The sequence below is a fragment of the Paenibacillus spiritus genome (genome assembly GCF_008710135.1).
Lineage (GTDB): Bacteria > Bacillota > Bacilli > Paenibacillales > Paenibacillaceae > Paenibacillus_AQ > Paenibacillus_AQ glufosinatiresistens.
This window is the reverse complement of sequence record NZ_VYKK01000008.1, coordinates 108,855-131,939: the sequence shown is the minus strand read 5'-3', so window position 1 is coordinate 131,939 and position 23,085 is coordinate 108,855. Positions and strand designations below refer to the sequence as shown.

Here is a 23,085-nt window from a genome sequence, read left to right as displayed (position 1 = left end):
GCAGTCCAAAGACGGCTACCGGAGACTCAGGCGCGGATTACCGGATAACAGACCTCTGTGACCCATTCGTCCGGATTCGAGGTCTGCGACGGGCTGACATGATAGATGTTGAACATGGGACCGTCAAATTGGTAGCCGGTGTCGCGAACCCATTCCGCGATGGCCCGGTTCACCTCGCTAAGCTGGGCATAGCTCCCCTGGTAAATGACTGTGGCCGCTAACATGGACGGCTCTCTTTTGAAGACCACATCCCCGGTGCTCCGGAAGCTGCCCTGCACGGGCAGCTGGATTTCCACATCCGGATTCTGCTCCTTGTAATCGGAGTCGTGAAAAATCGCCATGCTCAGGCAGGGTTCATCCGCAGGCAGCGGAACCTGCTGCATAGCCAGCTCCCGCATCATTTTCTCCCACAGCAGCCCCTCCTGGTCGTAGGCGGGAATGATTGCTCTCAGACTCGCAACCTGCCGTTCCGGCATTTCCTTCAGAGTAATGCTGTACTTCATCAGGCTCTCTTCCTTTCCGATTTGTAGAATCGCGTCTTCGATCCGTTGCAGCTGATCGCCGATGTGCGCCGCCTGCGCCGCCAACTGACTCTGCTGATTCAGCAGGTATTGACGCATCGTCCGGGAATCCGGGCAATTCCGGATTATTTCGCGGATGGAATTCAATCCGAAGCCCATGTTCTTGAAAGCCTGGATCCGCGCGGCAAGGAGAAGCTGGGCTTCGCTGTAATAGCGGTAACCCGTCGACTCGTCGATGCTCTCCGGCACAAGCAGTCCGATCTCGTCATAATGACGCAGCATCCGGATGCTGATTCTGGATAAATTCGAGAATATTCCGATTCGCAGCATGCTGGTTCCTCCACATGTGGATATAGATTTGAGCTCAATTCGAGTATGGGGTCTCACACGGTGTGAGAGTCAATGACTTTTTTGCAGAACAAAGAAAAAAGACTGCCTGAAGGAGACAGATCTGTTTGGTCCCGGTGCGGATAACGGAGGGAGACGGCCCGACAGGATCCGAGGCCCGCTGAAGGCTGACCGGGATATGAATCTCCAGACTGCGGGTCCGCCCGGCGGTGTGATATACTGGCTGAAAAACAAAGCAGGGATGTGTCGCGAGTGAATGAACTGCGTTTCCGCCCGCGCTGGCGGGCGGACAAGCTGGACCGGCTCGGCTCTTCGATCTTCGCCGAGGTGGCCGTCTGGCGCTCGGAAGCCCGCCGCCTGGGCCGGGATATCATTGATCTCGGGATCGGCAGCCCGGACCGGGGTCCGTCTCCCGAGATCCGCGCGGCGCTTGGCCGCGCCGTTCAGCGCGGGGACGCCTACGGGTACCCGTCCTCGCAGGGGAGCGCGGCTTACCGGCGCAGCGCCGCGGCGTGGATGAAATTCCGGTTCGGCGTCACGCTCGATCCGGACGAAGAGGTGCTTGCCCTCATGGGCTCGCAGGACGGACTGGCCCATCTGGCGCTGGCGGTCTGCAACCCGGGGGATATCGCCCTTGTCCCGGACCCTGGGTATCCGATCTACGCCGGAGCGCTGGAGATCGCCGGTGTGACGCCGTGGCCGCTGCCCCTTCGGGCCGGGAACCACTTTCTGCCCGATCTCGCGGCCATACCGGCGGAAGTGCTGGAGCAGGCCCGGTTCATTCTGCTTAATTTCCCGGGCAATCCCGTGTCGGTTCGGGCCGACGCAGCGTTCTTCCGGGAGCTGCTGGAGCTGGCGCGCCGCTACGGGCTGCTGGTGGTCCACGACTTGGCTTATTCGGAGATGGGATTCGACGGCTACCGGCCGATGAGCATACTGGAGGTGGAGGGGGCGGCAGATACAGCCGTTGAATTTCATTCCTTCTCCAAAAGCTTCAACATGGCCGGCTGCCGCATCGGCTTTATTGCGGGCAACCGCGAAGCCGTCTCGGCGCTCGGCGAGCTGAAGAGCAACATCGACTACGGCGTCTTCGAGCCGATTCAGGAGGCGGCCATCGCCGCGCTGGAGCAGGCGATGGGACCGGCCCCCGGTCCGGGCGTCGGACCGGTGTATGAACGCCGGCGCAATGTGTTCGCGGCGGCGCTGGAAGAGGCGGGCTGGCCGGTGCCGAAGCCGGCCGCCACGATGTTCGTCTGGGCGCCGCTGCCGCCCAGACTTCCGGGTGCGGACGCCGGGGCATCGGAAGGCGCTTCCCGGAGCTTCGCCCGGGAGCTTCTGCTCGCCACCGGGGTAGCGGTGATTCCGGGAAGCGCTTTTGGCCGCGAAGGAGAGGGGTATGTACGGATCGCCCTTGTCGAAGAGGAGGATCGGCTGCTGGAAGCGGCCCGCCGGATCGGCGCGTTCATCCAGTCCCGCTGACCGGGGCGGCTGCCTCTACTCTTCGAGGGTAACCCTGTAGTGCATGGCGGCGAACGGCCGTTCATTCTATCCCCTCCAACGGCGGTATGGTCCTGCTTATGCCGGGAGTATAACAGACCCGGCGGAGGAGCAGAAGCGGAGCGGGAAAGGAACGACAAACAAGGCGATCCGTTTGGCCGGATCGCCTTGTTTGCGTTTTCCCTGTCAGGGCAGGATTTCAGATTAATATTCGTGGAACATCTCGCCGATGCGCAGATAATCCGTCGTCTGGGTCAGGGCGAGGGAGAGCAGGATGCGCGCTTTTTGCGGGACCAAGCTGTTGCAGGGGATGGAGTTGGCCGAAAGGTCGATGTACGCATCCTTCAGCGTAATCCCGCTGGAGATGCGCGAGCAGCGCACGACCGGAATGTTGTTCTCCTTCAGCTCCCCGACCTTGTCGATCCAAGGCTTGCTGTAGATTCCGCCGCCCGCGCCCGCAATGACGATGCCGTTCGAGGTCGAAGCGAAATAGTCCAGAATGCCGGGATCGGCGTCCACGTGGAAGTAGGCGACCGGAACTTTCGGCAGCTCCGTCAGGCCGGTGACGTCGAACTGGGCGGCGGTAGTATGCCGCTTGATGGAGCGTGTATAGAAGAAGGCTTCGGCGTCCCGCATATATCCGAGACAGCCGAAATCCCGCTCGTCAAAGGCGTTCGCCTTGAAGGTATTGACCTTCTGCACATCGCGGCCGCTGTAGATGCCTTCTGCGAAGACGACCATAACGCCTTGTCCGTGCGCCTCGGGATTGACGGCCAGCGCAATGGACTGGTACAGATTAAGCGGTCCGTCGGCGCTGAGCGCGGTAGCCGGACGCATGGAGCCGGTCAGGATGACCGGCTTGTCCGTTTTGACGGTCAGATTCAGGAAGTAGGAGGTCTCATCCAGGGTGTCGGTTCCGTGGGTAATGACGAACCCGTGGACATCGTCGCGCAGCGACAGACGGTTGATCAGCGATGCCAGTGTCAGCCAGTGGCTGCCGGTAATGTCGGCGCTGCACAGATTGCTGACCTGAATGCCCGCCATATTGGCCAGCCGATCCAGATGGGGGACGCTGTCCAGCAACGCCTGAAAGTCCAGCGTTCCCGGCTCGTAATTGGTCGTCCGGTGATTCTCGCCGCTCCCGGCGATCGTGCCTCCGGTGGCAAGCAGCACAATGTTCTTCAGGTTCGGGTTATAGTAGGGGGAACTCTCGAAAGAGACGTCCTCTTGATGTAGGTTCATGCGGTTATCCTCTCCAGGGCGGGGGGCCCGTATTCAATATTCATAGATGTAGGAAAACTATCGCATTTGCAGCGGAATGTCAATGGTCCGACTGCCCGTTTAACGCGGTGTTCCTTTAATTGAGTCCCGGTAATTACTCTGCGTGTTAACTGTATGTTAAGCAAGTCATACAAACAAACGCGGACTTTACACAAAAATGATCTTTTTTGTGAAAAATCAAGAAGACCTTCTCTCAAACTATGCTATAATATCGCCGTGTAGCAGGTAGAAATAGGCATCATTAATATTTTCTTTTTGGGAGGAGCAAGCAGATGATGAAGGGCAGGAAGAATGGGAACAAGCCGCTGGCTTCGATCCTGGCCGCCGCCGTGTTGTCGGTCCAGGTTCTGGGCGGAGCGGTTGCGGGATCTTTGGTGGGAACGAAGAAGGCGGAGGCCGCTCCGGCTTCGGGGACCTCGGTACAATTGAGAGTGTTAAGCACTACCGATGTACACTCCAATGTCTATGGCTTTGACTATTTCTCCAATACTCCGACTGTGACGGTCGGTCTGGATCGAACTGCGAGTCTGATCAAGAAAGCACGTGAAGAGGTGCCGAGCACTAACAGCGTACTGCTGGACAATGGAGACCTGATTCAAGGAACTCCGATGGCTACATATTTTGTTAAGGAAAATCCGGGATTCCCACAAGATGCAGAAAGTATCCAGCCGATGATTGCCGCGCTGAATGTCATGAAATATGATGTGGCGACGCTGGGTAACCATGAATTCAATTATGGACTGGATTTTCTGAAACGCAGTATTTACGGCTACGATACAGGAAGTGGTGCCAAGGCCGGTACGGGTGCAAATTTTGATTATATCAATGCCAATGTTTATGAGACCGACGGAGTGACTAACGCCTTTCAGCCTTACGTTATTAAAGAAATGAAAGTAAAAGACAGTAAAGGCGATGACCAGACCATCCGGGTGGGATACCTGGGACTGGTAACTCCGCAGATTATGGATTGGGACAAAGCCAATCTAAGCGGCAAGGTGGTCACCAAAGGAATTGTAGAGACCGCTCGGAAATATGTGAAAATTCTGAAAGAAGAGGAACATGTCGATGTCGTGATTGCCATGGCTCACAGCGGCTTTGACGGAACTGCCAGCGATAACGACCCCAACGTCGAGAATGCGATTAACGGGCTGAGCAAGGTGGGTGGCATTGATGCCATCACGTTCTCTCATACCCACAAAGCTTTCCCTACCGGGGATGACAAGACGCTTGATTCCTCCTTTAAAGATCCGGCAACCAATCTTCCTTACAACAAGGATAATGTCAAAATAGACAACATTAACGGCCACATCAACGGCACACCTGCGGTTCAGGCCGGCTACGGCGGAGCCTATCTCGGCCAGATTGACCTGACCATTAAGTGGAATGGGAACGGCTGGTCGGTAGATAAGGAAGCCTCCAAGGCTTCGACCCGCTCCATTTATCAGACCAAAACGATTGATAACAAAAAGGTGAACATAGCTAATGTGGAACCCGACCAGAGTGTCGATGACGCGGTAGCGGCGGTTCACGAAGGAACGATCGGGTATACCGGCACCAAACTGGGCGAAACTACTTCGCCTATGAATAGCTATTTTGCTATGGTGCAGGACAATCCAACTGTCCAGATCGTGACTTATGCTCAGAAAAGGTATGTAGAAGATATGATCCAGCACGATGTGACGCTGGCGACCTATAAAGATTATCCTATACTCAGTGTAGGAGCTCCTTTCAAAGCGGGGCGCAACGGGGTTACGGAGTATACCAATATCAAGAAAGGGGACCTTACGATTCGCAGCGCAAGCGATCTGTATCTGTATGACAATACGCTAAAAGCGCTGGTTCTGAAGGGCCGAGATGTTAAAGAGTGGCTGGAAATGAGCGCCGGGGCCTACAATCAGATCAAGACCGGCATTACAACGCCACAACCGCTGCTGAACAATAACTTCTCCGTGTTCAACTTTGATGTGATCGACGGGATCAAGTATAAAATTGATGTAACCAAAAAAGCCAAATATAAGGCGGACGGCACGATCAACGACGCATCCTCGAGTCGTGTGTTCGACGTTACCTACAACGACAAGCCATTGGACGACGATATGGAATTCGTTGTGGTGACCAATAACTACCGTGCGAGCGGAGGCGGCAACTTCCCGGGTGTCAAGAACGGAAAGCTGATAATTGACTCCCAGATGGAAAATCGTCAAGTGCTGATGGATTATATTAGCAGCACCGATAAAGTGAACCCGGAAGCTGACAACAACTGGTCAATCGCTCCGATCAAGGGCAATGTGAATGTAACCTTTACTACAACTCCGGTTGCTGTTGATTTCCTTCCGGCCGATCAGAGCATTACCTATAATCCGGAATTGAATGAACCGGGGAATCGGTTCTATGCCGCGAATTCCAGAACCGGCGGTTTTGGCATTTACAATATCAATCTGAAGCAAACGGCTGCGGCTCCTACCCAGGACGTGGAAGTTCACCTGCTTGGCGTGAACGACTTCCATGGACAACTGGATACGACGAATACCGTGAGCGGCAAGAACGTGGGCACGGCGGCGATTTTGGCCACCTACCTGAAGCAGACCCGCGCTAAATACGACAACGCGCTTCTGTTCCATAACGGCGATTCCGTAGGGGCTTCCGCTCCGGTGTCCGCACTGGAACGCGATGAGCCAACGATGGAATGGATGAATATGATGGGCTTTGATGTCGGTACACTGGGCAACCATGAGTTCGACCAGGGCGTAGCCGCGCTGAAGGCCCAGATCTTCGGCGGATTGAATCCGAAGGATGGCAAGATTCAGCATGCCGGAGCGAACTTTGACTACATTAATGCGAATGCCATTGACACAGCGACCGGCACACCGATTCTGAACCCTTACGTCATCAAGGAAATCGGCGGGGTGAAGATCGGCTTTATCGGCACGGTAACCAAAGCGACACCGTCCAAGGTGGCCCCTTCCGGTCTGGTTGGCGTTAAATTCCTGAGCGCCGACGAAGAAGCGGATGCCATTAACGGCTATGCAGCCGAACTGCAAAAACAAGGCGTAGAGACGATCGTTGTTCTGGCCCATGATCCGGCTACGACCAAAGGCGGAGCCGTTACCGGTGAAGCAACGAAGACGGCTGGTACGACTACCGGCGAAGCGGCAGAGCTGTCGGATAAGCTCATCGCCAAGCTGAAGGAGAAAGACCCGAACGCGAAGTCTCCGATCGACGTGATCGTCGCCGGCGACAACCACGCTCTGGCCAACGGCTATGTCAACGGCATGCTGATTGTACAGGCGTACTCGTACGGGACAGCCTTTGAAGACATCAAGCTTGTCATTGACCCTGCGACCGGCGACGTGAAGTCCAGCAGCGCCGTGGTAAACAGCACCTTCCAGGAAGGCGTAACGCCTGACCCGGATACGGTTGCTCTGGTCAACAAATATCTGAACAAGCATCCGGAACTGACCAACCCGGTCGGCAGTACGGACGGCACGATTACGAGAACCGATGCGTACACCAAAGAGACGGCGCTCGGCAACCTGATCGCGGATTCCATGCGCTTTGCCGACTTCGGAGACAAAGCCGGCCCTGCCGACTTTGCCTTCATGAATCCGGGCGGTATCCGCGCCGATATGCCGAAGGGCAGCGTCACTTACGGCGATCTGGCCAAGATCCAGCCGTTCGGCAATACGCTGGTGAAGCTGGAACTGACCGGCGCCCAGATCAAGACGCTGCTGCAGCAGCAGTGGGGAGCAACCGATGCGGATACGAAGACGCTGCAGATTTCCGGCCTCAAGTATACGGCCAATCTGAAGCTGCCGATTGCCGACCGTGTCCTCTCCATAACCAAGGCGGACGGCACACCGATTGACATGAACGCGAAGTACACGGCGGTTGTGAACAACTTCATGGCCGACGGCGGAGATAACTACAAGGTGCTTCCGCAGGCATCGTCCAAGCTGATCGGACTCACGGACCTGGAGGCTCTGTATAACTACATCGTTCAGACCTTCAAATACGGGCCGATTACGGCAAAAGTCGAAGGACGCATTACGAACCAGACCGACTCGGGTACGGGTACGAACCCGACACCGGCTCCGGTGTCGACTACGAGCCCGGCCGCAACGCCGTCGCCGACTCCGGCTGCTTCCGCAGCGCCTTCGGCCAGCCCGACTCCGTCGGCCACTCCGCTCCCAAGCCCTTCGGCAGCTCCGGTATTCAAGGATCTGGCCAAGGTGGCCTGGGCTCAGGAGGCTGTCTCCTCCCTGGCTTCCCAGGGAATCATCAAGGGCGTGAGCGGCTCCGACTTCGCTCCACTGAAAGAAGTCACCCGCGCCGAGTTCATCACGATGATCGTGCGCGCGCTGAACCTGCAGCCGACGGGCGCGGCATCCTTCAAGGATGTGAAGCAGGGCGCCTGGTATACGGATGCCATTACGGCAGCCGTGAACGCCGGCATCGTCAAAGGCTCCGGCAGCGGCAAGTTCGAACCGTCCCGGGCCATCACCCGCGAGGAAATGGCGATTATGATCGCCAACGCGCTCGGCGACAAGCTTCCGGCGGTCAACAAGACGACGGCGCTGGCCGATTTTGCAGACAAATCGAAGATCGCTTCCTATGCCCAAGAGGCGGTGGCGAAGCTGGCCCAGGCCGGTATCGTCAACGGCGTTGACAGCGACTCCTTCGCGCCGAAGGGGATCGCGAACCGCGCCCAGGCGGCGGTTATTGTCTACCGCATGCTGGACCAAGCCTCCTGATCCACCTCTATCCAGGCCATGCGCCAAGAAGAGCCTTCCCGGACATCGGGAAGGCTCTTCTCTTTGCATCGGTTTCTCTTTGCATCGGTCCCGGGACGGAGTCTTCTTCCATCCCTGGCTGCTGTCTGAAACGCCGTTTCTCCGATACAATCAGATGGAGAAGCAAATCCTGGAACATACGGAGGTTCGGAGTATATGGATAAACGCACACTGTGGGGGCTGCTGCTGGTCATTCTGGGAGTGCTCCTGTTCGCGGGCAGGGGCGATATTATGGATCCGGGCAGAGTCTTCACCTATTTCTGGCCAAGCCTGTTCGTCATTCCGCTCGGCATTCTGATGCACTGGCTGTATTTCTACGCCACCCGGAGACGCGGCAGCGGGCTGCTTATTCCCGGCGGCATTCTGCTGGTCAGCGGGATCATCTTCCAGATTTCGATGCTGCTGGACGCCTGGGAGTACACCTGGCCCGGCTTTCCGCTTGCGGTTGCCTTCGGGCTGCTGGAATTCTACTGGTTCGGCGGACGCAACCGCTGGATTCTGATTCCCGTCTTTATTCTCGGCGGAGCTTCGCTGACGTTCTTCATGATCTTCACCGTAGGGACGCTGCTGAGCGTGAGCGTGCTGGGACAATCGGTGGGGGCTGTGCTGCTGGTGGCCGCGGGCCTTGCCCTGATGATGGGCCGCAGACGGGGAGAACGGTACTGAAGCTAACGGCATTGACAATGAAATTGGAAGTGGGCTATACTTTTAGCTAATTCGATAGCGGAAGTACGTTGAACGAGTCAGTAGCAGCCTTTGTCCCTGTCCCAGAAAGCCGGGGGGCGATGGAACCCGGTACATACAAGGACTGCGAATTACACTCCGGAGTATCTTGGGTAATGCCGAGCGGATCAGGCGAACGTTAACTCGCCAGGAGCGGTGCGTTCCTGTCCCCATACGGGAAGGGGCGCGCAACCAGGGTGGTAACGCGGTGTATCCATCGTCCCTGTGCCGATATGAATCGGCGCACGGGGCGATTTTTTGCGTTCCGGAGGCGATGTCCGGCGGTGTGAAGACCGGCTCCGTTCAACAAATTCTGCAGAATCCGACCCCAAAAGGAGCTGTGCAATTTGAACATTATCGACGAATTGGAATGGCGCGACGCCATTAATCAGCAGACCGACGCAGAGGGCCTGCGCGAGCTGACGGAGAGCAAGTCGATCTCGCTGTACTGCGGCGTCGACCCGACCGGCGACAGCATGCATATCGGCCATTTGATTCCGTTCATGGTACTGAGACGTTTCCAGATGGCCGGACACCGGCCGGTCATTCTGATCGGCGGCGCCACCGGTACGATCGGCGATCCAAGCGGACGGGCGACCGAGCGTTCGCTCCAGACGATGGAGCAGGTGCAGGCGAACGTCGATGCGCTGACGGCCCAGATGAAGAAGCTCTTCGTGACGGATGGCGACAACACGGTACGCATGGTCAACAACTACGATTGGACCAAGGACATGAACGTGATTGAATTCCTCCGGGACTTTGGCAAAAACTTCAGCATCAATACGATGCTGGCGAAGGATGTCGTGGCGAGCCGGCTGGACAACGGCATTTCGTTCACCGAATTCTCCTACCAGATTCTCCAGTCGATCGACTACCTGCATCTGTACCGGCATGAGGATGTGCAGCTCCAGGTCGGCGGGTCCGACCAGTGGGGCAACATTACGAGCGGCCTGGATCTGATCCGCAAAAAAGAAGGCGCCGAAGCGAAGGTATTCGGCCTGACCATCCCGCTCATGCTGAAGGCCGACGGCACGAAGTTCGGCAAGAGCGCGGGCGGCGCGATCTGGCTGGACCCGAAGAAGACGACGCCGTACGAGTTCTACCAGTTCTGGGCGAACGCCGATGACCGGGATGTGGTCAAGTACCTGAAGTACTTCACCTTCCTGACGAAAGAAGAGATTGAGGCGCTGGAGGAGAAGGTACGGACCGAGCCGCACAAGCGCGAGGCGCAGAAGGCGCTGGCCGAGGAAATGACCCGGTTCGTGCACGGCGAGGAGCTGCTGGAGCAGGCCAAGAAGATTACAGCGGCGCTGTTCAGCGGCGATATCTCGGCGCTGACGGCCGATGAGATCGAAGAGGGCTTCAAGGAAATGCCGACGTACACCGCTGCTCCGGAGACGAAGAATATCGTCGACTGGCTCGTGGAGCTGGGCATTGAGCCTTCCAAACGGCAGGCCCGCGAAGATATTACGAAGGGTGCGATTTCCCTGAACGGGGAGCGCGTGAGCGAGCTGGAGTTCGAAGTCACGCCGGATCACGCCATTGGCGGCCGGTTCCTCATTATCCGCAAAGGCAAGAAGAACTACAGCCTGGTGAAGCTGGCGCAGCAATAAGGGCAGCAGCAAGAGGAATCAGGCGGAACGAGCGAAGCGCGAAATCGAAGCGCGAACTAAGGCCAGGCACATGCACGGCAGAGGAGCTCCCGAAAGGGAGCTTCTTTTTTGGCTATTCTTTGATGGCTGCGCAAGGAAGAAGGAGGCTTCGGAGAGATGAACGGGAAGGATCTTGCGCTTGAGTGGCTGATACAGGCACGCTTCCGGCCCGTCACCGGCGCAGACTGGAAGGTGTCTGTCCGCGGAACTGCCGGAAGACGCGGTTAAAAGTGCGCACATTCGTGAATCCGCATTCCAGCGCAATGTCGGTTAAGGTCCGGTTCGTATGAAGAATGAGCTCTTCGGCCTTGTTCACCCGAATATGATTGAGATAGGACACGAAGCTCAGACCGGTGGCGTTCTTGAAGAAGCGCGAGAAATGGAACCGGCTCATTCCCGCTTCCCGGGCCGCCTCGTCCAGCGTGACGGGAGCGGAATAATGCTTCTCCAAATAATCAAGCGCTCCCTGCATCGCCGTAAGTCCCGTTCCCAGCCGCCGGTCCCTGCCGGGCTCCGCCGGCTTGCTTCCGATGCTGCGAAGAATCAGACCGCACAATTCATACAGCAGGCCGGTAATCAGCAGCTCATAATGCGGGGGCCGCTCTTCGGCTTCAAGCTTCATGCGCGTTATCCGGTCATGGGCGGCGGCCGACAGCAGGGCTTCCGGGCTCTCCGGCGGCTTGCCGCTGCTCTCCACAAATGGCGACGACAGGCGAACCTCCTGCGGCCAGCCGCCCGGATACCCGATTAGCCGCGGATTGAACACAATAATGAGGATCGTCGATTCGAGTCCCCGGCTGTCGTAGTAATGGATATCTCCGCTGCAGCTGATCGCCATGTCTCCCTGGCGGAGCAGCCGGCTCTCCGAATTGACCCCTGCCCGGATGGAGCCCTCCGCCACATACATGAACTCCAGGTCGTTATGCCAGTGAGCGAGAAAGCTGAAGTTGCGCAGCAGCATCGGCGTGAACGGCAGAGTGGAATTATAGGATCGATTCTCGTGATAGGCTTTCATAAGCTGGATAATAGCAAAAAATGACCGGTCTCGCAACTGAATTGGCGAGCCGCATGAGCTCCTGACCGCCTACAATAAGAGTGTAACGGCGGAAGGCCGGACAGACCGACAACCGGGAAGGAGCAAGACAAATGACCAAGAGAGCATTAATCGTAAGAGGCGGATGGGACGGGCATGAGCCGGTGCAGGTATCCGAAATTTTTGACGGACTGCTTCGCTCCGAAGGCTTTGAAACCGAGATATCCGATACGCTCGACAGCTTCCGGGACGAAGAGAAGCTAATGGGCCTCGATCTGATCGTCCCCATCTGGACGATGGGCGAAATCGCGGAGGAGCAGCTGCGGCCGGTGCTCAAGGCCGTGGAGTCGGGCGTAGGAATCGCCGGCTGTCATGGAGGGATGTGCGATTCCTTCCGTACCAGCGTGGATTGGCAATTTATGACCGGTTCCCAGTGGGTAGCCCACCCGTTCAACGACGGGGTGGAATATGAGGTGAATGTGGTCCGTAACGGTTCCAGCCCGATTGTGGAAGGAATCGGAGATTTCAAAGTGGTCTCGGAGCAGTATTATCTGCATGTGGACCCTTGTGTCAATGTGTTGGCAACGACGACTTTTGCCGTCAGCGAAGGGCCGCACTCGGCCAACGGAGCCATCACCATGCCGGTCGTCTATACGAAGAAATGGGGACAGGGGCGGGTGTTCTACAACTCGCTCGGACACCATGCCGATATCTTCGACATCCCCGAAGCGAAGGAGCTGATGCGCCGCGGATTTCTCTGGGCAGCGGGAGAGGGGAGGAAGCAGGCATGAACAAGATCCGGATCGGCGTTATCGGCTGCGGCAACATCAGCGGGATCTATTTCGAGAATCTGACGAAGCTGTTTTTGCATACGGAGGTGTATGCCTGTGCCGACAGAAACCGCGAGCGGGCGGAAGCTGCGGCGCAGGCATACGGTATCCCGAACGTGTGGAGTACGGAAGAACTGCTGGGTTCGGAGGAGATTCAGATTGTTCTCAACCTGACCACCCCGGAAGGACACTTCGAGATCTGCCGGCAGGCGCTGCTTCAGGGCAAGCATGTCTATGTAGAGAAGCCGCTCTCGCTGACGCCTCAGGAGGGACGCAAGCTGGTGGAGTTGGCCCGGGAGCGGGGGCTTATGCTGGGCTGCGCCCCAGACACTTTCCTTGGAGCCGGTCTGCAGACGTGCCGCAAACTGATCGACGACGGTTTCATCGGGGAGCCGGTCGCGGCGACCGCCTTTATGGTCTGCCACGGGCATGAGAGCTGGCATCCGGCCCCGGCTTTTTATTATCAAAAGGGCGGCGGTCCGATGTTCGACATGGGACCCTACTATCTGACTGCGCTTGTCTCGCTGCTGGGACCGGTCCGCACGGTATGCGGCATGGCCCGGACTTCTTTTGCCGAACGGACCATTACCAGCGAGCCGAAATTCGGAGAGCGCATTCAGGTGGAGGTGCCGACGCATGTCGCCGGGACCTTGGAGTTCGCTTCCGGTCCAATAGCGACTATGATTACCAGCTTCGACGTCTGGGACAGCACGCTCCCGCGGATTGAAATCTACGGGTCCCGGGGAACGCTGATCGTTCCCGATCCCAATACCTTCGGCGGTCCGGTTCTGTTCAAGCCGGCGGGGGGAGCGGAGTTCAAGGAAATCCCGCTGCTGTTCGGCTACAGCGACAACAGCCGGGGCCTTGGGATTGCCGATATGGCGGAATGCGTGCTCCGGGGCGGCAAGCCCAGAGCAAGCGGCGAGCTGGCAGACCATGTGCTGGAAATTATGCAGGCCTTCCACACCAGCTCGGATACGAAGCGGTATGCAGAGCTTGAGACCTCCTGCGAGCGGCCGGAGCCGCTGGCCATGGGTCTGATGCGGGGCGTTTTAAGATAGCAGCGAATCCCAGGATTATGGTATAATCCGCAGCAAATGGTTTATTACCGGAGGGATCACGTTGAAGCCTGTTGCGGAATTTCACAATGCGCATATTATTCTGGATATGCCTTCGCCTGCCGCTGAGGAAATCAAGCGAATCAGAGAGCGGCTGCGGGATGAATTCCGCGCATCGCTTCCCGTAGAAATCACCTTGGCGGGCTCCAGCGGAATCGGAGTGCTGGAGCCCGGCCAGGACCCGGGCGAAGTATTCTCGATCCTGGATGCTATCGGAGCGGAGACAGCGCCGATTACGGGCGCATTCGGCAGCGTTCTGCGGTTTCCGGGTACGGATATTTTTGTGTTCACCTTGCAGGAGGAAGGCCCGTTCCGTCTGCTGCATCAGCGGATTGCCGATTCAGGACTCCGGTTTCAACAGAGTCCTTTTCCCTATACGCCTCACTGCACGTTGTCCAGCTGCTCGCCCGTGTCCGAATCGGAGGCGGAGGAGATCTACAGACTCCAAGTTCCGGGCGAGTTCATTCTGGATACCCTGTCTGTCGTTTCCATGTATGTGGATGAAGCGGGCCAGGCGCGGGTGCCTGTGCTGCATCAGGTTCGGTTAGCCGGGGCGGCGGTGTGAGCGTCATCCCGCCGCTCTAATCGCAACCCCTACACAAAGACATCGCCTTCCGGCTAACCGGAAGGCGATGTCTTTGTGACGATTTGGAACTAAATAACTCCTGGAAATAACGAAATCGAGACGACAGGATTTGAACCTGCGACCTCTTGCTCCCGAAGCAAGCGCTCTACCAAGCTGAGCCACGTCTCGTTGTTAAATTCGGTTGTATATCGCCCGAACAATAGTTGATTATACGCTCATGAGATTTGTTTGTAAAGTGTGATTTTGGGCATCCGGGCCGGCCGGTTCAAGGGCACCCGGACGCGCCCTGCGGATTGACAGCGGGCGGGGGCAGTGGATATACTTGTACTGTTATAAGGAACAATATAGCGCAAATGCGATGATGAAAAGAAGTACGCCGGCCGCAAGGCTTGACCAGAGAACGGATTCCCCGACGGCCCGCCGCCGGGAGCTGGAAGAATCCGCGGGACCGGGACGGCGGAAAGCTGCTTTCGGAGCGCGGGTATAAAGCCCGCCGGGTTGCCCCGTTACCGGCTGAAGCAAGGCGATCGCCTGCACAGGAGCTTGACCGCAATGCCCGAGAGGGCAGGGCCGATAAGCACCGTGGCGATAACCAGGGTGGTACCGCGATAACAATCGTCCCTGATCCATTGGATCAGGGGCGTTTTTTATGGTTACTCAAGTTATAAGAGACAGGAGTGTTCCCACTATGAAGAAGGCAAGTGAGATCCGGTCGAAGTGGCTGGAGTTTTTTGCAAGCAAGGGCCACAAGATCGAACCGAGCGCTTCGCTCGTGCCGCACAACGATCCGTCGCTGCTGTGGATCAATGCGGGCATGGCGCCGCTCAAGCAGTATTTTGACGGTCGGGTGAAACCGGAGAATCCGCGGATCGCGAACTCGCAGAAATGTATCCGCACCAACGACATCGAGAATGTCGGCAAGACGCGCCGGCACCATACGTTCTTTGAAATGCTCGGCAATTTCTCGATTGGAGACTACTTCAAAGAAGAAGCGATTACATGGGCATGGGAATTCCTGACCGGCAAGCAGTGGATCGGCTTTGATCCCGAGCGTCTGTCGGTAACGGTCTATCCCGAGGATGAGGAAGCGTTCAAGCTGTGGAACGAGAAGATCGGTCTTCCCGCAGAGCGCATCATCAAGCTGGAGGACAACTTCTGGGATATCGGCGAAGGCCCGTGCGGACCTTGCACCGAGATTTTCTACGACCGCGGGGAAGCCTACGGCAGCGACATGTCCGACCCCGAGATGTATCCGGGCGGCGAGAACGAACGCTATCTGGAAGTATGGAACCTGGTGTTCTCCCAGTTCAACCACAACAAGGACGGCAGCTATACGCCGCTTCCGAACAAGAACATTGATACCGGGGCGGGTCTGGAGCGTCTGACCTCGATTCTGCAGGATGTCGATTCCAACTTCGACACCGACCTGTTCCAGCCGATTATCCAGGCCACCTGCCGTCTGGCGGGAGTCGAATACAAAGAGAACAACGATCAGGACGTGGCGCTCAAGGTCATAGCCGACCATATCCGCACGGTGACCTTTGCCGTGGGCGACGGCGTGCTGCCGTCCAACGAAGGACGCGGCTATATTATCCGCCGTCTGCTTCGCCGCGCGGTCCGCTACGGGAAGACGCTGGGTCTGGACAAGCCGTTCCTGTACAAGCTGACCAGCGTGGTCGGCGACGTAATGGGCGTCTACTACCCGAATATCGTGGAGAACCGCGATTATATTGCCAAAATCATCCGCACCGAAGAGGAGCGCTTCCATGAAACGCTGTCCGACGGCCTGGCCATCCTCGCCGAGATCAGCGCGAAGGCCAAGGAGAACGGACAGGCGCTCATCGCCGGCGCGGACGCGTTCAAGCTGTACGACACGTACGGATTTCCGTTCGACCTGACGGAAGACTTTGCCGCCGAGCAGGGTCTGGGCGTGGACCGCGAGGGCTTCGATGCCGCGATGCAGGAGCAGCGCGACCGGGCCAGAGCGGCGCGCCAGGATACGGGCAGCATGAAGGTGCAGGGCGGCGTGCTGTCCGACCTGACGGAAGCCAGCGAGTTCGTAGGCTATGACACGCTCACAGCCGAGACGAAGGTCGCTGCTATAATCGTTGGCGACGAGCTCGTAGAATCAGCTCCGGAAGGCGCGGAAGCCCAGGTTATTCTGGCCTCCACGCCGTTCTATGCCGAGAGCGGCGGCCAGGTCAGCGACCGGGGCGTCCTCACCGGAAACGGCGTGACCGCGCGGGTGAACGGATTGTTCAAGGCGCCGCGCGGCCAGCATGTCCATTTGGTGACGGTGGAGACCGGCTCCCTGCGGGTCGGCGATTCTGTAACCGCCGAGGTCAGCGCCAAGGAGCGCGGGGACATTGTCAAGAACCATACGGCTACGCATCTGCTGCATAAGGCGCTGAAGGAAACGCTCGGCGGCCATGTCAACCAGGCGGGTTCCCTGGTTGAAGGAGCGCGGCTGCGCTTTGACTTCTCGCATTTCGGCGCCATTACACCGGAAGAGCTGACGGAGATCGAGCGCCGCGTCAACGAGCAGATCTGGCGCGGAATTGACGTGGTGACCCTGAGCAAGCCGATTGACGAAGCCAGAGCGATGGGCGCCATGGCGCTGTTCGGCGAGAAATACGGCGATGTGGTCCGCGTCGTTCAGGTCGGCGACTACTCGCTGGAGCTGTGCGGCGGCTGTCATGTGCGGAACACGGCACAGATCGGCATCTTCAAGCTGGTGAGCGAGAGCGGGATCGGCTCCGGCGTCCGCCGGATCGAGGCCGTTACCGGCCGCTATGCCTATGAGTTCGTCGAGACCCAGCTCGACCTGCTGAAGCAGGCCGCCGGCTTGTTGAAGTCGTCGCTGGACGGCGTGCCGAAGCGGATCGAAGGACTGCACGCCCAAGTGCGCGAGCTGTCCCGCGAGAACGAGTCGCTGCAGTCGAAGCTGAGCGCTTCGGCGGCGGCCGAGCTGACGAGCAGCGTGAAGACCGTGGGCAGCGGCGTGCAGCTGCTGGCCGCCGAAGTTCAGGCGGGCAGCATGGACGCGCTGCGTTCGATGGCAGATGAGCTGAAGACGAAGCTGCCGACGGCAGTCATTGCGCTCGGCGCGCCGATGGACGACAAGGTGAGCTTTGTCGTTGCGGTGCCGCAGGCGTTGGTGAAGCAGGGCTTCCACGCCGGCAAGCTCGTCAAGGAGATCGCCGCCGTGTGCGGCGGCGGCGGCGGCGGCCGGCCGGATATGGCCCAGGCCGGCGGCAAGGACGCGTCCAAGCTCGGCGAAGCGCTCGCCAAGGCGGAAGAGCTGGTCTCCGCGCAGGCCTAGAGCGGATCGCCAGGGAACCGCATGAAGGGGGCGCCGGGGAATCGGCAGCCGCCAAGCACCGGTCTAAGCCGGCGCCGGATGAAGGTCCGGCGCCGGCTTTTTTGGTTCCGGGAAGCGGGTCCGCTGCCCGGAACGGCCGGCGGAACCAGCCGAAAAGCGCGGTTTTTGTGATTTTTGTCGGGAAATTGTCCATTTGGGAGAGCAGGATTTTCTTGTCGGGCCATGAATATGTTATGATGAAACAGTAACAATAGACTTGGGCTGCGCAAAGTGGAAGAGGCCTCTCTTCCGGCAGTTTGCACAGAAGGAAGGTGTCACAGATGGACTCCATGGACAAAACGGTCAAGTTTAACGTGAAGGGCGACGAGAAAGAAGCTTCTCCCCGGGAAATTCTGCTCACGGTCTACGATTCGCTGGTCGAGAAGGAGTATAATCCGATCAACCAGATCGTAGGCTATCTGCTGTCCGGTGACCCGGCCTACATTCCGCGCCACAACAATGCGAGAAGTTTGGTCCGGAGGAAAGAACGTGACGAGCTGATTGAAGAGCTGGTCCGGTTCTATCTAGCCAATCAACAGGCGGACAAAGTCACATGAGGAAACTCGGTCTGGATTACGGCGACCGCAGAATTGGTGTTGCCGTAAGCGATGTCTTCGGCTGGACGGCCCAAGGGGTGAATACCATTGAGCGCCGCCGGGACGGCAGCGAGATGGATGTCATCCGAAGTCTGGTCAAGGAGTATGAGATCAGCGAGATTGTGGTCGGCCTGCCCAAGAATATGAACGGCACTGTAGGCCCGCGCGGCGAGATCTGCATCGAATTTGCCGATACGCTGCGGGAGATGCTGAACCTGCCCGTGCACCTTTGGGATGAACGTCTGACGACAGTATCCGCCGAGCGGATACTGATCGAGGGAGACGTCAGCCGGAAGAAGCGGAAGGGGGTCGTGGACAAGATGGCCGCGGCTCTGATTCTGCAGAATTATTTGGATGCTAACAGTACAAGGTGAGAGGGTGCGCGCATATGACAAACGAGCAGATTGGCATGGAAGAAGAACCGGAAATTATTTATATTCCCGACGACGAGGGCAATGAAGAGGAATTCGAAGTCATCATGAAGTTTGAAGTGGACGGTTCCGATGCCAAGTACATGATGGTGGTGCCGCTCGACTCCGAAGAGGATGACGCCGACGAGGTCTACGCGTTCCGCTATGAGGAAGACGGCGACGACCTGCAGCTCTTCATGATTGAGGACGACGAAGAGTGGGCGATTGTGGAAGAGACCTTCAACACGCTGGTCGAAGAGCTGGATGGAGGCGCGCAGCGATGACCTCTTTTACCCCGGACAATGTGAAGTGGACGAACCGGCTGAAGGAAGCCTTCGGCGAGACGGTCGAGCTGGAGGATGAGCAGGGCGTATCCTCCATTTACCGGATTGCGGCGGAGTTCGAGGTGGAAGGTCAGGGCTATGTGGTTCTCCAGGGCGAAGGCAAGGATGAAGAACCGGATGTTCTGAAGTTCTCCCTGTCGCCCGGCGGGATTCCGGAGCTGGAGACCATCGACGACGACGATGAATGGGAAGAAGTCTCGGAGCTGTACGACGAGCTGACTTTCCCCGAAGAGGAAGACGGGATCTAGCGGTTGCTTCGGTCTCGGCTGTCGCTACCGGAGGGATGGCCGCGCAGGAGCCGGCCCGGATTCGGCAGGAAGGAGGGCGGAGGAATCCGCGCTCCTTTTGTTCGTCCGGCTGCAAAAAAACCTTGAATTTAAGGTAATCCAATTCTATAGTTATAATGTTCGGAAAGCGAGGAGACCGTGTGAAGTCCGTTGTCCGTATTGCGCTGGTGCTGGTTCTGCTGTTGGTTTTGGCAGCCGGCGGCGGCGCCTATTATATCTGGAACGGCATGAAGCCGGTGAAGCCGGCGGGACCGGCCGTTACCTTCGAGGTGCGGAAGGGAATGGGGAGCGCCGAAATTGCCGATCTGCTGGAAGAGAAGGGCCTGATCCGCAATGCGCTGCTGTTCAAAGGCTATCTGAAATATACCGGCGAAGGAGGCAGCTTCCAGGCGGGCACTTACCGGGCTGCGCCCGGAGCGACCTACGATGAATGGATCGCCCGGCTGAATGCTGGCGACGTCGAGAAGAAGGAGACGGTTACGGTCACCATTCCCGAGGGCTATACGGCCGAGCAGATTGCCGCGAAGCTGGCGGAGGCCTGGGGGATGGATGCCGCCGCTTTTCTGAAGGTGATGAATTCGGGCGCGGGCCTTGAAGAGACGGCGGCCCTGAAGATCCCGGAGAACGGGAAGCTGCGCCACCGGCTGGAAGGCTATCTGTTCCCGGCGACCTATGAGACGGTCAAGGAGAATGCGACGCCTTCGTCGATTATTGCTTCCATGATGGATGAGCTTCGGGGCAAGCTGGATCAGATTCCGGATCTGGACCGGAAGCTGCAGGAACGCAACATTTCGCTGCATGAGCTACTGACGGTCGCTTCGCTCGTCGAGCGCGAGGTGGTGGCCGACAGCGAACGTCCGCTTGTGGCGGGCGTGATCTACAACCGCCTGAACAAAGGACAGAAGCTTGAGATCGACGCGACGGTGCAGTATGCGCTGCCCGAGCAGAAGGAGCGGCTGCTGTACAAGGATCTGGAGATTGACAGTCCGTACAACACGTACCGGAATGAAGGACTGCCGCCCGGGCCGATCTGCAGCCCGGGCCTGAAATCCATCGAAGCGGCGTTGTCGCCGGAAGCTTCGGATTATTATTTTTATGTCACGAAGAAGGACGGGTCCCGGACGCATCTGTTCGCGAAGACGTATAAGGAGCACCTGGCCAATATTGAGAGAAGCAAACAGACCTCGCCCTGAAGGGGAGAGGACAGGAGGAGACTTACAATGAACAGACTGCCGGAGCTGCTGGCGACGCCGGGTTCCCTCGAGGAAGCGTCGCTGCTGCTGGACGCGGGAGCCGATGCGCTGCTGATCGGGGACGAACGGTTCGGAATGCGGCTCTCGGGGAATTTCACCCTGGAGGAGACGAAGGAGGTTGTCCGGCTGGCGCATGAACGCGGCGCCAAGGTCTATGTCAGCATGACGGGACTGATGCCCAACCGGCTGCTGGACGAACTGCCCGGATATGTCCGGAGCATCGCGGAAATGGGCGTGGACGGAGCCGAGTTCGGCGATCCGTCGGTCCTGGCGGCCGTACGGGCCGAGGCGCCGGGTCTGCGGCTGCACTGGAACGCCGAGATGACCTCCACCAACTATGCCACCGCCAACTACTGGGGACGCAAAGGCGCTGTACGCGCTGTGCTGGCCCGGGAGCTGAATATGGATGAAATCACGGAAATGGTTCCGAACCTTCAGGTGGAAGCCCAGGTTCAGGTGCATGGCATGACGAATATTTACCACTCGAAGCGGATGCTGGTGGACAGCTATATGAATCATCAGGGACGCCCGCATGTCAAAGGGCGGAACGGCCTGGATCGGGGGTTGTTCCTTGTGGAAGCCGAGCGGCCGAACGAGAAGTTCCCGATCTACGAAGATTTGAACGGCACGCATATTATGAGCTCGGACGATATCTGCATCCTGGAGGATCTGCATCTCATGATGCAGGCCGGCGTGCACAGCTTCAAGGTGGAGGGGCTGCTGAAGCCGCCTGCCTATAACGCCGCGGCTGTCCGGGCTTACCGGAAGGCCATCGACGCCTTCGGAGCCGACCCGGAAGGCTACCGCTACCGCGAGGAGTGGCTTGATGAAGTGCGCGGTCTGCAGGACCCCGAGCGGGAACTGACCTTCGGGTTTTATTATAAGGAACAGGTATATTGATCATGGAGGAGAGAATACAGGTGAGTACAATAGAGAAGCCCAAGTGGCGCGGCAAGCGTTACCGCTTGGACAAGCCGGAGCTTCTCGCTCCGGCGGGCAATCTGGAGAAGCTGAAGTTCGCCGTGCATTACGGGGCGGATGCGGTCTACATCGGCGGGCAGAAATACGGCCTGCGGTCGAACGCCGACAATTTCAGCTTCGAGGAAATGCGCGAAGGCGTAGAGTTCGCCAAGAAATACGGCGCGAAAGTGTTCGTGGCGACCAATATTTATGCGCATAACGAAGATATCGCAGGTATTGAAGAATACTTGCGTCAATTATACGAAGCCGGCATCGCGGCAGTCATCGTGGCCGACCCGGCGATTGTCGAGGTGGCGCTGCGGGCGGTGCCGGGGCTCGAGGTACACTTAAGCACCCAGCAGTCGACGCTGAACTGGCAGGCCGTCTCTTTCTGGAAGGAAGAGGGCCTCCCCCGCGTCGTTCTCGGCCGGGAGACCAGTCTCGAAGAGATTGCCGAGATCAAGAATCATGTCGACATCGAGATTGAAGCGTTCATCCACGGCGCGATGTGTTCGTCCTACTCGGGACGCTGCGTGCTGTCGAATCACTTCACCGACCGCGACTCCAACCGGGGGGGCTGCTGTCAGTCCTGCCGCTGGAAGTATGATCTGTTCGAAGAGGCCCGCCCCGAGGGAGAATGGGTCTCCGAGGAGGACCAGTCGGACCGGACGCCGCAGCCGCTGTTCGTTCAAGGGGACAACCCGTTCACGATGGGCTCCAAGGACCTGTGCATGCTGGAGCAGATTCCCGATCTGATCGAAGTCGGCATCGACAGCTTCAAGATCGAGGGACGGATGAAGTCGATTCATTATGTGGCAACGGTGGTGAACGCCTACCGCAAAGCCATAGACGCCTACATGGCCGATCCCGAGAACTATGTTATGAAGCCGGAATGGATGCAGGAATTGAACAAGGCGGCCAACCGTCCGCTGAATACCGGGTTCTTCTATGACACGCCGGACCATGAGGACCATATTTATGAGCCGGAGGAAAAAGCGGCGCCCTACGACTTCGCGGGGCTCGTCCTGGAATACGATCCGGCAAGCGGCACCGCGCTGATTCAGCAGCGCAATCACTTCAAGCCCGGCCAGGAGATCGAGTTCTTCGGCCCTGACCTGGAGCCCTTCCGGCAGACAGTGGGCGAATTAACGGATGAAGAGGGGAATCCCCTGGATGCGGCCCGCCATCCGCTGCAGAAGATTCGCATGAAGGTGGACCGCCCGGTCGCCTACTTCGATATGATGCGCAAAAAAAGATAAGAAGCTTGTCCTGCAGTCCACCCGCCCTTCCTCCGGAAGGAGCGGGTTTTTTCTCTGTTTCCTTCCGGTTTTCTTTACGGTTTTGTGTCAAAAGGCGTAAAGAAAAACAGGACTTTGGGCATAGTTTTTTAACGTTTTACTAAAAAAAGTGGCCCGATGTGCCGATATATAATTATAACGCTTTCAATGGCTAAATTATATATTATAGGGCAGGTGACTGTTGTGGGGGTTCAACG

At 58.0% G+C, this 23,085-nt stretch carries 18 protein-coding genes and 1 tRNA gene; 15 read left to right on the top strand and 4 right to left on the bottom strand.

What is annotated here, in order from left to right; translation table 11 throughout:
- Positions 1-26: 26 nt before the first annotated feature.
- Entirely contained in the window at positions 27-851 is an 825-nt protein-coding gene (locus F4V43_RS08020) for a MerR family transcriptional regulator (RefSeq protein ID WP_150457719.1), read from the bottom strand.
- A gap of 270 nt (positions 852-1,121) precedes the next feature.
- Here F4V43_RS08020 and F4V43_RS08015 point away from each other — a divergent pair, with 270 nt between their 5' ends.
- Positions 1,122-2,348, top strand: a complete 1,227-nt coding sequence (locus F4V43_RS08015) for an aminotransferase class I/II-fold pyridoxal phosphate-dependent enzyme (RefSeq protein WP_150457718.1) — start codon at positions 1,122-1,124, stop codon at positions 2,346-2,348.
- A gap of 222 nt (positions 2,349-2,570) precedes the next feature.
- Here the strand turns inward: F4V43_RS08015 and F4V43_RS08010 are convergent, their stop codons facing one another.
- Entirely contained in the window at positions 2,571-3,608 is a 1,038-nt protein-coding gene (locus F4V43_RS08010; protein ID WP_150457717.1) for an asparaginase, read from the bottom strand.
- Between the two features lie 311 nt (positions 3,609-3,919).
- Here F4V43_RS08010 and F4V43_RS08005 point away from each other — a divergent pair, with 311 nt between their 5' ends.
- The 3 genes from F4V43_RS08005 (at position 3,920) to tyrS (ending at position 10,773) form a co-directional block, all read left to right on the top strand.
- On the top strand, positions 3,920-8,398 hold the full coding sequence (locus F4V43_RS08005; RefSeq protein ID WP_223879819.1) for a bifunctional 2',3'-cyclic-nucleotide 2'-phosphodiesterase/3'-nucleotidase: 4,479 nt from the start codon (positions 3,920-3,922) through the stop codon (positions 8,396-8,398).
- Positions 8,399-8,593: 195 nt separating this feature from the next.
- On the top strand, positions 8,594-9,103 hold the full coding sequence (locus tag F4V43_RS08000) for a LiaF transmembrane domain-containing protein (protein WP_150457716.1): 510 nt from the start codon (positions 8,594-8,596) through the stop codon (positions 9,101-9,103).
- 404 nt (positions 9,104-9,507) lie between these two features.
- Positions 9,508-10,773 (top strand): tyrosine--tRNA ligase, encoded by a 1,266-nt coding sequence (gene tyrS, locus F4V43_RS07995; protein ID WP_150457715.1) that lies wholly within the window; start codon positions 9,508-9,510, stop codon positions 10,771-10,773.
- Positions 10,774-10,984: 211 nt separating this feature from the next.
- On the opposite strand, the gene F4V43_RS07990 is transcribed toward tyrS, so the two are convergent.
- Complete coding sequence (locus F4V43_RS07990; RefSeq protein WP_150457714.1) at positions 10,985-11,827, bottom strand: AraC family transcriptional regulator; 843 nt, start codon at positions 11,825-11,827, stop codon at positions 10,985-10,987.
- 131 nt (positions 11,828-11,958) lie between these two features.
- Between F4V43_RS07990 and F4V43_RS07985 the strand changes: the two genes are divergently transcribed.
- The 3 genes from F4V43_RS07985 to F4V43_RS07975 all read left to right on the top strand — a co-directional run bounded on the left by F4V43_RS07985 (position 11,959) and on the right by F4V43_RS07975 (position 14,358).
- Positions 11,959-12,636, top strand: coding sequence for a ThuA domain-containing protein (locus tag F4V43_RS07985; protein WP_150457713.1), 678 nt, complete (start codon positions 11,959-11,961; stop codon positions 12,634-12,636).
- The gene (locus F4V43_RS07980) at positions 12,633-13,736 is read left to right on the top strand and encodes a Gfo/Idh/MocA family protein (RefSeq protein ID WP_150457712.1); all 1,104 of its coding nucleotides are present in this window, start codon (positions 12,633-12,635) and stop codon (positions 13,734-13,736) included. The genes F4V43_RS07985 and F4V43_RS07980 overlap by 4 nt, the downstream gene beginning before the upstream one ends.
- A gap of 61 nt (positions 13,737-13,797) precedes the next feature.
- Positions 13,798-14,358, top strand: a complete 561-nt coding sequence (locus F4V43_RS07975; protein WP_150457711.1) for a 2'-5' RNA ligase family protein — start codon at positions 13,798-13,800, stop codon at positions 14,356-14,358.
- Between the two features lie 115 nt (positions 14,359-14,473).
- Here the strand turns inward: F4V43_RS07975 and F4V43_RS07970 are convergent.
- Positions 14,474-14,547, bottom strand: a tRNA-Pro gene (locus F4V43_RS07970).
- Between the two features lie 520 nt (positions 14,548-15,067).
- Here F4V43_RS07970 and alaS point away from each other — a divergent pair.
- From alaS to F4V43_RS07930, 8 genes are all read left to right on the top strand, one after another.
- On the top strand, positions 15,068-17,701 hold the full coding sequence (alaS, locus tag F4V43_RS07965) for an alanine--tRNA ligase (protein WP_150457710.1): 2,634 nt from the start codon (positions 15,068-15,070) through the stop codon (positions 17,699-17,701).
- A 320-nt stretch (positions 17,702-18,021) separates the two neighbouring features.
- A complete protein-coding gene (locus F4V43_RS07960; RefSeq protein ID WP_150457709.1) occupies positions 18,022-18,297 on the top strand; it encodes an IreB family regulatory phosphoprotein in 276 nt (91 codons plus the stop codon).
- On the top strand, positions 18,294-18,710 hold the full coding sequence (ruvX, locus tag F4V43_RS07955; protein ID WP_150457708.1) for a Holliday junction resolvase RuvX: 417 nt from the start codon (positions 18,294-18,296) through the stop codon (positions 18,708-18,710). The genes F4V43_RS07960 and ruvX overlap by 4 nt, the downstream gene beginning before the upstream one ends.
- A 14-nt stretch (positions 18,711-18,724) precedes the next feature.
- Entirely contained in the window at positions 18,725-19,030 is a 306-nt protein-coding gene (locus F4V43_RS07950; protein WP_150457707.1) for a DUF1292 domain-containing protein, read from the top strand.
- A complete protein-coding gene (locus tag F4V43_RS07945; RefSeq protein WP_150457706.1) occupies positions 19,027-19,338 on the top strand; it encodes a DUF1292 domain-containing protein in 312 nt (103 codons plus the stop codon). Before F4V43_RS07950 ends, F4V43_RS07945 begins: the two co-directional genes overlap by 4 nt.
- A gap of 179 nt (positions 19,339-19,517) precedes the next feature.
- Positions 19,518-20,570: an endolytic transglycosylase MltG gene (gene mltG / locus F4V43_RS07940; RefSeq protein WP_223879818.1), complete on the top strand. Its 1,053-nt coding sequence runs from the start codon at positions 19,518-19,520 to the stop codon at positions 20,568-20,570.
- A 27-nt stretch (positions 20,571-20,597) separates the two neighbouring features.
- A complete protein-coding gene (locus F4V43_RS07935; protein ID WP_150457704.1) occupies positions 20,598-21,530 on the top strand; it encodes a peptidase U32 family protein in 933 nt (310 codons plus the stop codon).
- A gap of 20 nt (positions 21,531-21,550) precedes the next feature.
- Entirely contained in the window at positions 21,551-22,849 is a 1,299-nt protein-coding gene (locus F4V43_RS07930) for a peptidase U32 family protein (protein ID WP_150457703.1), read from the top strand.
- Positions 22,850-23,085: the final 236 nt, after the last annotated feature.